The organism is Clostridium polynesiense, from assembly GCF_000820705.1.
GTDB classification, from domain to species: domain Bacteria; phylum Bacillota; class Clostridia; order Clostridiales; family Clostridiaceae; genus Clostridium_AA; species Clostridium_AA polynesiense.
Window position 1 is genome coordinate 1 of record NZ_CCXI01000098.1, and the last position, 10,764, is coordinate 10,764.

The following is a 10,764-nucleotide window of genomic DNA, read 5'->3' on the forward strand; positions in this document are numbered from 1 at the left end:
CGGATATACGGGAACCAATTTTGACCGCCCCGGCGTGCAGGAAGGCTTTGCACTGGTTAAGCAGGGGCTTGTCGGTTGCTGGCTGGTCAAGGATCTTAGTAGGTTTGGCCGAGATTACCTGACCGTTGGACAGTACACGGACATCATTTTCCCCAGCTACGATGTGCGTTTTATCGCCGTCAATGATGGTGTGGACAGTGAACGGGGCGACAGCGACGGCTTTGCCGCTATCCGTAATTTGTTCAACGAATGGTATCCACGGGACACCAGCAAAAAAGTCCGAGTCGTATTCCGGCAGAAAGGCACCAGCGGAAAGCATCTGGGAAAACCGCCCTATGGTTATCGCACTGACCCTGCCGATAAAGACCATTGGATCATTGACGAGGATGCCGCCCCAGTAGTCAAGCGCATCTTTGACTTGGCCATTGACGGCAAGGGGCCGGAACAGATTGCCCGTATACTGGAGAAGGATAAGGTGTTGACTACCAAGGCGCTGTATGCCAAACAGTCGGAAGACCATCCTGACCCCAAAAAGCGTAAGAAAATGCCGGAGCGCCCTTACCATTGGATTGGTCAATCGGTTGCGGGTATTCTGGAACGGATGGAGTACACCGGCTGTACCTGCAATTTCAAGACCTATTCCAAGTCCTATAAGCTGAAGAAGCGGATTCCCAATGCCATCGAAGATATGTGTATCTTCCCTGATACGCAGGAAGCAATCGTTTCTCAGGCTCAGTGGGACAGGGTGCAGGAGTTGCGAAAAAACAAACGCCGTCCCACAAAAGCGGAACGGCAGGGATTGTTCTCTGGGCTTCTGTTCTGTCCTGATTGCGGGAATAAGCTGCACTTTGCTACCTGCAAAAGCTTTGACGGCAAGCAAGACCATTATGTATGCTCCAGCTACAAAAGTGGTCGAGGCACCTGTTCTGCCCACTATATCCGTGAAGATGTACTGCGGGAACTGGTGCTGGAGCGCATCCGTACGGTCAATGCCTATATCCGGCAGGATGTGGAAGGCTTTCAGGAAGAATGGCTGCAATGCCGCCGTTCCGATCAGGAACGCAATATCCGTGAGGATCGGAAGCGAGTGGAGCAGGCCAAGAAACGGCTGGCTGACTTGGATGTTCTTCTGTCCCGACTTTATGAGGATTTTGTCCTGGGCGATCTGAGTAAGGAGCGGTATAAGAAAATGACCGCCGATTACGAGGCAGAGCAGGAGCGGTTAAAACTCGAAATTGAAGTGACGGAAGAATGGCTGGAAACGCAGGAAACCATGAGTGCAGATGTGGATGCCTTTGTAGCCCTGACACAGAAGTATGTGGATGTGCCGGAATTGACACCTACGATAGTCAATGAGTATATCAAGAAAATTGAGGTGTTTCCACCGGACAAATCCAGCGGCAAGCGGGTACAGAAGGTAAAAATCTATTTCAACTTCGTGGATGATGTAGAGATTCCTGTGATTTCCGAGCCTGTTGTTGCGAAATCTACCCCTGGACGCAGAAAAACGGCGTGACCATTGCGGTCACACCGTTCTCTGCCCCTCGCAAAGCTAAATAGTACCTTATCACTATTAAGCCTTCCTTAGTCAGGATTCTTTTGGGGATTTTATATGCTAGATTAGATAAGAATTAACTTCTTAAAGGGACTCAAATTGATTATTGATTAATCTATATTTAATTGGTTAATCTATATTTAATTTCTCAATCAATTTAAGATATTTATTTTGAATTTCTTCCTTTTCTGCTTCTTTTTCGAACTCTTCACATTCCGCTTCCAGCTTCTCTAATGTATCCTTTGAGAGATTTTTTTCAGCAAATTTATAAACTACTCCATCTTCTTTATCTATGTGTCTTTTAAGCAGATTGCAATAACCTATTGCATTTGCTATTATATCAAGCTTAGCATCCTCTTTCCCTTTTTTTAGAGATTCCAGTGCTTCCTCCAGATCTTTTATATAAAGCCTTCCTAAATCATGCTCAACCAGCATTCCAAATTTAACAAGCTTTTCTGCCGGTGCTCCTAATTCATCCACCATCTTATTAAAGAGCATTTTTTCTTCCTTTCCATGATGATGTTTATCTGCGTAGTTTCTAATAAAATCTATTATCTTATAAAAGTTCTGCAGATTTACTTCCTCACCCTTCAAAAGCTTCAAGGAATATTTTCTTAATATTTCCAGAGCAATTTTTATATTTCTATGCTCTTCCATCATTATTTCAATTGCTTTCATATATTAATCTCCTCAATTCCATCTATTTTCCTCTAATGCTTTCACTGCCGTCATCATTTTTTGTGTATTTAAATTCTTTAGTGAAAGTTTCTACAAAAGCCTCTATCCATTTTCCCCTTAAAAGATAAAACTTTCCTACTTCTCCTCCTGCATTATTCCAGTATATAGCATGCAGACACCTCGTAGCCCTCCATGTGAAAACATCCTCTGTATTTTCTAAAAATTCATTAACCCTGTCGCAGGGCATCCCATCTAAAATGTAGTCATTTATAGCTGAAAAGACTTCCTCCGGTGAAGCTGCTGACCTTTGAGTCCTGGAGAATTTTCCATCTTCTTTACCTCTATTATAAAATATATCAATTAAATCCTTCTCATAACTATTTGAGGATTTTAATATTTCCGTTATATATTCAGCCTGTCTGCTTTCTGCTTTTTCTATCTTATCCTGCAGCCATCCGTGAATATCAGATGTATCTATAAGCTCCTCCAAAGGCCTGTCTTCTGTAGGTTTGCCGTATTTATCCCAAACCTTACTGTTCCAAATATCTACAGGAAGATTATTTCCTCTGCAGTAATCTATAATATCTTTTTCAATGCTTTCAAACCATTTTATTTTATTAAACAGCCAATAGTGAATCTTACCTAAAAATTTACTCAAATTTACCACTCCATAATTAAGATTGAATTTCTATTATTTGTCAAGCTTTTCCTTTAATTCTTCTAAAAGCTCATTTACATTTATACCATGAACTAATGCTGCATCCTGAATGGATTCTGCCTGAGAAGCAGGGCATCCTATACAGCCCATTCCAAAATTCATTAAAATATCAATAGCCTCCGGATAATTTCTAACTAATTCTCCTATGATTGTTTCCTTAGTAATTAACATTAAAGCTCCACCTTTCATTTTATATTAAAATTAATCATATTATTTTAATAACTATTATGTTTTAATTATATCTTTTAATCCCCAGTATTTCGGTAATATATGTTACGGATAAAATACTATTTAAAAATAAAAAGTCTACATACACTGCCTCTATTCTGCAATGTATATAGACTCACACATACTCCTTTTAATAAGAACCGCCTCTTTTTCACTGGTATTTTTAAGCTTTACTACAAAACTTTTAGATCCTAAAAATTTATCCCCTTTAAACCTTCCGATAATTTTATTAATCCTGTAGCTATTCTCTGCGTATTTCTTTCCCTCTTCACCGGCATCTCTGTAAGTTATTTTTCCGCAGGTAACTTTATTATTCTCCCAGGTGTATTCCTCCAAGTTACTGTACCAGATAAAATATGTAATGAGGATTCCAAAAATAACTGTTACCATAGTCATAAAAAAGTATTTACCTGATGACTTCATTTCCCAGCCTCCTTAAAGATATATTTAAAAATTCATATAAAGAACTAATTGTAACCTTATATTTGGGTTTTATAATCACTTATTATAAGTATAAACAATTTTATTAATTCCATAAATATATACCAACGAAATTAACTCTTATTTATAAACATTATTATCCTTTATTGTAATAATATAATAAAATTAATATAATATACAGATAAGTTATTTTTCATTGCTCTCTAACGGTTAAACTATATGACACAATATACCAATTATTTTAAATATGCTTTATAATTAAAGAGAGGACTTATTAATAATTAAATATTAATTACTGGAGGAACCCTATAATGCAAGCAAATCTAAATGACAAGAAAGCTTTAAGGCCGGATTCTGCTCCTAAAAAATGGCCCTCAATAAGTATTAATTTCAGAAAAGACGGAGTACCTTTAAAAAATATTACTTCTATGCAAAAGATACTTCCATATATATTTAAAACCCGTACAGAAAGCTTAGTATATTCACCGGAAAGACTGGACTTTACTACAGCAAGGGAATATATAAAGAGAAAAAACAAAGAAAACCCAGGTTTAAATCTCGGTACTTTTCATATAGTAATCGCTGCTTTGGTAAGGACTATATCCTCATATCCTTACTTAAACAGATTCATAAGCGGTAAAAAGCTTTATGCCAGAAATTATATATCCTTTTCTTTTATAGTTTTAAAGAATCTCGGAGGCAAGGTTGATGAAACCAGTGCAAAGCTGTATTTTGAAAAGACTGACACACTTTTTGACGTAGCTTTAAAAGTTAAGGAAAATATTGAATACTGCAGATCCACTGCTGAAAAAGATGATGACAGGCTCATGTATTTTGTATCCAAGCTTCCCTCACCACTTATTACCATACTGGTTTTCATGGTTAATAAATTTAATGATTGGGGACTTCTGCCTAAGAGCTTTATAGATACAGACCCCCTCTTTACCTCCGCATTTATATCTAACCTCGGAAGTATAGGACATGGTGCAATTAATCATCATTTATATGAATGGGGAAATTCCTCCATATTTATAACTATGGGAGCATTGGATAAAATTAATGAAAAGGATTCTCAGGGGAATTCTGTAACTAAATGCATGCTTGATGTGGTATTTACTCTTGATGAACGCATAGCTTACGGGTATTATTTGGTTAAAGCCTTAAAATATTTTAAGTCTCTTATAAAACATCCTGAAAGGCTTGAACTTCCACCTGATATAATAGTAGAGGATGACGGAATTTAATCAAAGAAAGGACGACAGAAAATGAAGGTTAAATATGCTATGCAGTATTTAAAAACTGCTAATGTTCATTTGGTAAAGGATATGGGTATGATACCTTATAAACTCCATAAAAATTATGACTTTGATTCCAGCGTAATAACTTACGAAAATGGAGATTACCCCTATCTTACCCAGGAAGTGAAGGGACTAAAGCTTAAATTTGTCAATAAAATATTTAAAAGTTTTACTCTGGATGGAGCCCTTCATCTATTAAGGTATGGAAAGAACATTGATATACTTCAAATATTTCACATTACTTTAAGTACCGCTGCATATGTATATGCCTTTAAACTAAAAAATAAAAAAGGAAAAATATATTTAAAGCTGGACTCCAGTCATAAACTCATTGAGAGGATTGCAGAGCTTAACAGCTTTCAGATGAAGTTACTTAAAAGCCTGTTAAATAAAATAAATTTAATGAGCATTGAGCAGGAAATATTATACAAAGAACTAATTAACATTTTCCCTGAGTATAAATCAAAGCTCATTATCATACCTAACGGTGTAGATTTTCAATATGTAGATCAAATTGGCGTGAATTACGATTATTCATCAAAAGAAAATGTAATCTTGACATCAGCAAGGATAGGAGCGGAGGAAAAGAATACCCCAATGCTTTTAGAAGCCTTTGCTAAAGTAAATAATATTAATAAATCTAACTGGAGGCTTATTTTAGCAGGACCTGTAGAAGAAGGATTTAACACTTATCTTGAAGATTATTTTAGAAAATATCCATATTTAAAAAACAGAATTGAGGTTAAAGGAAATATAACAGACAGAAAAAAGCTCTATGAGGAATATAAGCGTGCAAAAATATTCTGCTTAACCTCTGATTTTGAAAGCTTTGGGATATCCTTGGTGGAAGCAGCTGCCTATGGCGATATTATTATTTCCACAGATGTAGGTATAGCTAGAGAATTAGTTGGGCCAGGAAGCGGAGTATTAGTTTCTCCCGGAGATACAGAAGCACTTTCTAAAGCACTGGAGGAATATATGCTTAAAGAAGATTTATCCAAGGAATCAGAAAAGCTTTATGAGCTATGCGTGGAAAAATTCAACTGGGATAAAATAATATCAAAGCTTTATGAAAATTTGATTAATCTCTAGTAATAAAAAGAGACCTTATACTTTATAAAGGTCTCCTTTTATTTGGCGGAATATTTTTCTATCATGTTTACGAGAAACTTCAAAGCTTCCCTTGGATACTTTCCTGAAGATACCTCTCCTGCCAGCATAAATCCATCTGCCCTTTTCTTTATAAATCTGTATATCTCATTAATTTCAGGAAGACTGGGAATAGTGCTGTTTTTCATAGTGTCAAGTAAATAGGTAGCTATTATAAGTGGCTTTGTTGTTGTTTTCATACATTCCATTATACGTTCTTCATAAACGGGTAAATCCAGCAAATCAGCTTCTGCAAATAAATCTCCCCTTCCAATCATTATACCGTTACATATTTTTACTATTTCCTTTAAATTGTTTATTCCATTTATGCATTCTATTTTCCCCCAAATCTTAGGCAGTTTATCTGATTTTATATATTTATTCACCTGACTGATGTATTCCTTTAATTCTATAATGTTATTGGTAGATGTAGTATAAGATAAACACAAAACATCCACATAATTTTCTAATCCAAAAATTATATCCTTTTTATCCTTAAGGGATAATTTTGCTGATTCTCTGTTAAACCCCACAGCATTTACCCCCTTTTCACCTCTAATGATTCCACCTCGCCTCACTGCTGTTTTTATCACCTGAAAGTCATCGCTGCTGTTTATTATTTCAAATTCCATGGTTCTGTCTTTAATGAGTATTCTGCTTACATTTTTAAAATCAAATCTGCTTCCATTGTATATTATAGGTATTATATTAAACTCCTCTGCCAATGCTCTTTTAGCGGTATAATAGCTTTCAGTGCAAAAATAGACCTCTTGTCCTTTATAAGCCAGGAACTCCTTGGGATATTTATTTGATATTCTAAGCTTACTTCCCTGAATATCCTGTATAATCTTTATCCATGCATAGTTTTCTCTTAAATACTTTATTAAAGAAGCTGTAAAATCATAATCCTCCTCCTGCAAGTGAGCAAAATTAAATCTTGCTGCAGTCATACCATTTTCCGCTAGAATCTTTAAATCCTCTGTAGTTTTAACATTAGGTCCTACAGAACAAATTACTTCCATCCTATAACCCACCTTAACACCTATGAATATTTTCAAATTCCTAAAAACCTAGGCATTCTCAATATATTCTATGTTTCAGTTTATAAAATTATATTATTTTTATTCATATTTACCTTTTAGAATATGTATAGCGTAATGATTAATGGGGATATTTTATTTGTTATTTTTATATTTATGCTCAGCCAGTAAAAGATCTACCATCCTTCCATAGCTTTCTACTCCGTCTCTCTGTCCGTTAGATTTTAAATAATTATTGTTTATGTTATTGGATATCTCCTCAGCTTTTCCCTCATATCTCTCCCAAAACTGATTCTGGTAATTTAAATCCCTGATTACACCTGGGGACAGCTTACTTTTTATTTCTTTATAGTACTTTATATCCTTATTTCCCAGAGCATTCATTGAATGAATTAAAGCAAGCATTATACCTGAATATTTAAAATCATCATGAGGATGGAGAATACAGGTCAAATAAGCTATATAATTTGCTTCATCTTCTCTGGCAAATCCTCTTTGATGGGCCATTTCATGGGTTGTGGTACTGGGCAGCATAAATTCCGGAGAATTAAAGTTAACATTTGCCTCTCCGGTATATGGAATATATATTCCTGTTATACCTGTGTAGCTCATCACCGGTGAAGACAGTATGCCTTTAGGTCTCCCGTAATTTCCATCAAAGGCTTTATTTATCTTTGCGGCTTCATTATATCCTAAGGAGGCTCTGTCAAATATATCCTTATAACCCTTAGGAAGTATAGCTACACCATCTGGGCTTTCCTGAATTTTTTCTCTTACAGTATTAGCCCTTAAAGCTAAATCCTCACAGAGGCTGTAAAGTTCCTCTACTGTAGATTTTTCTATACTTATATTTAATATTTTGTTTAAAGGCATCCTGTTATAATTAAATCCCCACAGCAGCATAAAAGCTACATAAAGAATAGAAATATATGCTCCCAGACTTAATATGCTGTTTATAAATTTTCCTTTGAAGGCGGAATACACTACCTTTATAATTAATAAACTCAGAACCGCTGCCAGCAGGTAAAACAAAATTTCTCCCAATGAAAAAGAAAATGATCCTGATACAGAATTTATTGCTTCTCGTAAAAATTTATTAATAAATGAAGAATAGTATTTTTCCACCACCTGAGGATATCTTCTGGAAAATAAATTGATTATTATAGTAACAGGAGTTAATGAGATTAATATAAGCTTAATTTTAATACTTTTGGTCATGATTTATTTTCTCCTTGAACTTATTATGCTTACATTATATTATTTTCTGCCTCCTTATAGCCACTATAAAATTTTCATATTGTTAATACTAACGGAGAAGGAACATATTATAATTAAAAATATAATATGAAAGGAGTTTTATTATGTGTGGACGCTTTCAGTTAGATTTTTCTATGGATGATTTAAAAAGATATCTTATGGTTATAGATGAACTAAAATCAGTACAATCTCCTCAGGAAAAAGAAGAAATAAAGCCAGAACTAAGCATTAATGATAATGCAGAAATTATTCAAGGGGTACGCTATCCTGATAACAAATCTGCAGTGGTTACCCCAGAAGGCATTAAAGCTATGTCCTGGGGTTTTCCTTTTAATAAAAAGCTGATCATTAATGCTCGTGGTGAAACGGTGTTTGAAAAAAGGATGTACTCAAAATCTATTTTACAAAAACGATGCTTAATTCCTGCAAATCTTTTTTTCGAATGGAAGGACAAGGTTAAATATGAAATCAGCTTAAAGGATGAAAATATATTCTCCATGGCAGGAATATACAACCTGTTTCATATGCAGGATGGTTCTCTTCAGGAAAGATACGTCATTATAACCACCAGCGCCAATAAGGATATGGAAGACATACACCACAGAATGCCGGTAATATTACCAAAGAATCTGGAAAAAGACTATCTAAACCTTAAAACCTCACCGATAGAAATACAAGAAATGCTAATACCTTATGCAGAAGGAAGATTAATTATAGAATCCACTAATAAAGCGCAGCAGCTAAAACTTTTTTAACACCAAAAAATGTCACTACCCCTGGGGTGATTCCTTTTTCTGGAATCACCCCAGGGGTAGTGACATTTCCTTACATTTTCTTACATTCTATTAAACTGATTATTTAGATTCTAAATATTCATCATAGGTCATTTTATTGTCTACAATTCCCTCTGTATCAAGCTCTATAATTCTGTTTGCTACCGTCTGAGCAAATTGATGGTCATGGCAGGCAAATAAAACTACGCTTTTAAAGTCTATAAGACCATTATTTACTGCAGTGATAGATTCAAGGTCAAGGTGGTTTGTAGGCTGATCAAGTATAAGCACATTAGCTGAACTTAACATCATTCTTGATAGCATGCACCTAACTCTTTCTCCACCGGATAATACCTTTGCTTCTTTAAGTGCTTCTTCACCGGAGAACAGCATTCTGCCGAGAAATCCTCTTAAATAACTCTCTGTTTGATCCTCTGAATATTGGCGCAGCCAATCTACTAAGGAAAGATCGCATCCTTCAAAGTATTCTGTATTATCTTTTGGAAAATAGGCCTGTGAGGTGGTGATTCCCCATTTAAAACTTCCTTCATCAGGTTCCATTTCTCCAGTTAAAATTTTAAATAAAGTGCTTATAGATATTTCATTTCCTACAAAGGCAATCTTGTCTTCTCTTCCCACCATAAAGCTTACATTGTTTAATACTTTAACACCATCGATGGTCTTAGAAATTCCTTCAACATTTAATATATCATTGCCAACCTCTCTGGCAGGCTTGAATCCCACAAAGGGATATCTTCTGCTTGAGGGTTGTATATCATCTAAAGTTATCTTATCTAAAAGCTTCTTTCTTGAAGTAGCCTGTCTTGACTTTGATGCATTGGCGCTAAACCTTGCAATAAAGTTTTGAAGATCTTTGATTTTTTCTTCCTTCTTCTTATTTTGATCCTTAGACATTTGAAGTGCAAGCTGACTGGACTCATACCAGAAATCATAATTTCCTACATAAAGTTTTATCTTACCAAAATCAACATCACAAATATGGGTACATACCATATTTAAAAAGTGCCTGTCGTGGGAAACTACTATAACTGTTCCTTCAAAATCAGAAAGGAAATTTTCAAGCCAGGTAATTGACTTAACATCCAAGTTATTGGTAGGCTCGTCCAATATCAATACACCAGGTCTTCCGAATAAAGCCTGAGCTAAAAGTACCTTAACCTTTTGAGACCCGTCCAACTCTCCTACATTCTTGTCATGAAGCTCTGTAGGTATTCCAAGGCCCTGAAGCAGTGAGGAGGCTTCTGATTCAGCTTCCCATCCGTTCATTTCTGCAAATTCAGCTTCCAGCTCTGCTGCCCTAATTCCATCCTCATCATTGAAATCAGCCTTAGAATATATTTCGTCCTTTTCCTTCATTATCTGAAAAAGTCTTTCATTCCCTCTGATAACTGTATTTAGTACCTCATTGTCATCATATTGGAAGTGATCCTGCTTAAGCACTGAAAGCCTTGTATTTGGAGCTAGAGAAACATCTCCTGTATTAGGCTCAATTTCTCCGGATAAAATCTTTAAAAAGGTGGATTTACCTGCACCATTAGCTCCTATTACTCCATAGCAGTTTCCTGGGGTAAATTTCAAATTAACATCTTCAAATAGCTTTCTTCCG

General features: G+C 35.5%; 11 protein-coding genes. 4 read left to right on the plus strand and 7 right to left on the minus strand.

Translation table 11 applies throughout. The features are described from left to right. Window positions 1–1,516: recombinase family protein (locus TA89_RS09000; RefSeq protein ID WP_040212692.1), on the plus strand; the 1,516-nt coding region annotated here is incomplete at its 5' end. A gap of 168 nt (window positions 1,517–1,684) precedes the next feature. Here the strand turns inward: TA89_RS09000 and TA89_RS09005 are convergent. From TA89_RS09005 to TA89_RS09020, 4 genes are all read right to left on the minus strand, one after another. After that, window positions 1,685–2,233, minus strand: coding sequence for a hemerythrin domain-containing protein (locus TA89_RS09005; protein WP_040212693.1), 549 nt, complete (start codon window positions 2,231–2,233; stop codon window positions 1,685–1,687). A gap of 22 nt (window positions 2,234–2,255) precedes the next feature. Further along, window positions 2,256–2,900, minus strand: a complete 645-nt coding sequence (locus TA89_RS09010) for a hypothetical protein (protein WP_423219501.1) — start codon at window positions 2,898–2,900, stop codon at window positions 2,256–2,258. A 24-nt stretch (window positions 2,901–2,924) separates the two neighbouring features. Beyond that, window positions 2,925–3,122 (minus strand): DUF1858 domain-containing protein, encoded by a 198-nt coding sequence (locus tag TA89_RS09015; protein ID WP_040212696.1) that lies wholly within the window; start codon window positions 3,120–3,122, stop codon window positions 2,925–2,927. A gap of 150 nt (window positions 3,123–3,272) precedes the next feature. Further along, window positions 3,273–3,602 (minus strand): hypothetical protein, encoded by a 330-nt coding sequence (locus tag TA89_RS09020; RefSeq protein WP_040212697.1) that lies wholly within the window; start codon window positions 3,600–3,602, stop codon window positions 3,273–3,275. Window positions 3,603–3,931: 329 nt separating this feature from the next. On the opposite strand from TA89_RS09020, the gene TA89_RS09025 reads away from it, so the two are divergent. Together TA89_RS09025 and TA89_RS09030 are read left to right on the plus strand one after the other, a co-directional pair. Further along, window positions 3,932–4,864 (plus strand): hypothetical protein, encoded by a 933-nt coding sequence (locus TA89_RS09025; protein ID WP_040212699.1) that lies wholly within the window; start codon window positions 3,932–3,934, stop codon window positions 4,862–4,864. A gap of 21 nt (window positions 4,865–4,885) precedes the next feature. After that, on the plus strand, window positions 4,886–6,010 hold the full coding sequence (locus tag TA89_RS09030) for a glycosyltransferase family 4 protein (RefSeq protein ID WP_040212700.1): 1,125 nt from the start codon (window positions 4,886–4,888) through the stop codon (window positions 6,008–6,010). A 38-nt stretch (window positions 6,011–6,048) separates the two neighbouring features. Here TA89_RS09030 and TA89_RS09035 read toward each other — a convergent pair whose 3' ends face one another. Further along, window positions 6,049–7,089, minus strand: coding sequence for a pyruvate kinase (locus TA89_RS09035; RefSeq protein WP_040212702.1), 1,041 nt, complete (start codon window positions 7,087–7,089; stop codon window positions 6,049–6,051). A gap of 153 nt (window positions 7,090–7,242) precedes the next feature. Then, window positions 7,243–8,325, minus strand: coding sequence for a DUF3810 domain-containing protein (locus TA89_RS09040; protein WP_040212705.1), 1,083 nt, complete (start codon window positions 8,323–8,325; stop codon window positions 7,243–7,245). Window positions 8,326–8,468: 143 nt separating this feature from the next. Between TA89_RS09040 and TA89_RS09045 the strand changes: the two genes are divergently transcribed. Then, window positions 8,469–9,119 carry an SOS response-associated peptidase gene (locus TA89_RS09045; protein ID WP_052447394.1) on the plus strand — a complete coding sequence of 217 codons (651 nt, stop codon included), beginning with the start codon at window positions 8,469–8,471 and terminating at the stop codon, window positions 9,117–9,119. A 99-nt stretch (window positions 9,120–9,218) separates the two neighbouring features. Here the strand turns inward: TA89_RS09045 and TA89_RS09050 are convergent. Beyond that, a partial coding sequence (locus TA89_RS09050; RefSeq protein WP_040212706.1) for an ABC-F family ATP-binding cassette domain-containing protein occupies window positions 9,219–10,764 on the minus strand: 1,546 nt, incomplete at its 5' end.

What these genes read in the sequence shown, in the direction of transcription:
- TA89_RS09005 (WP_040212693.1), bottom strand. Translation starts at nt 2,233, where the DNA reads ATGAAAGCAATTGAAATAATGATGGAAGAGCATAGAAATATAAAAATT.
- TA89_RS09015 (WP_040212696.1), bottom strand. Translation starts at nt 3,122, where the DNA reads ATGTTAATTACTAAGGAAACAATCATAGGAGAATTAGTTAGAAATTAT.
- TA89_RS09020 (WP_040212697.1), bottom strand. Translation starts at nt 3,602, where the DNA reads ATGAAGTCATCAGGTAAATACTTTTTTATGACTATGGTAACAGTTATT.
- TA89_RS09025 (WP_040212699.1), top strand. Translation starts at nt 3,932, where the DNA reads ATGCAAGCAAATCTAAATGACAAGAAAGCTTTAAGGCCGGATTCTGCT.
- TA89_RS09030 (WP_040212700.1), top strand. Translation starts at nt 4,886, where the DNA reads ATGAAGGTTAAATATGCTATGCAGTATTTAAAAACTGCTAATGTTCAT.
- TA89_RS09035 (WP_040212702.1), bottom strand. Translation starts at nt 7,089, where the DNA reads ATGGAAGTAATTTGTTCTGTAGGACCTAATGTTAAAACTACAGAGGAT.
- TA89_RS09040 (WP_040212705.1), bottom strand. Translation starts at nt 8,325, where the DNA reads ATGACCAAAAGTATTAAAATTAAGCTTATATTAATCTCATTAACTCCT.
- TA89_RS09045 (WP_052447394.1), top strand. Translation starts at nt 8,469, where the DNA reads ATGTGTGGACGCTTTCAGTTAGATTTTTCTATGGATGATTTAAAAAGA.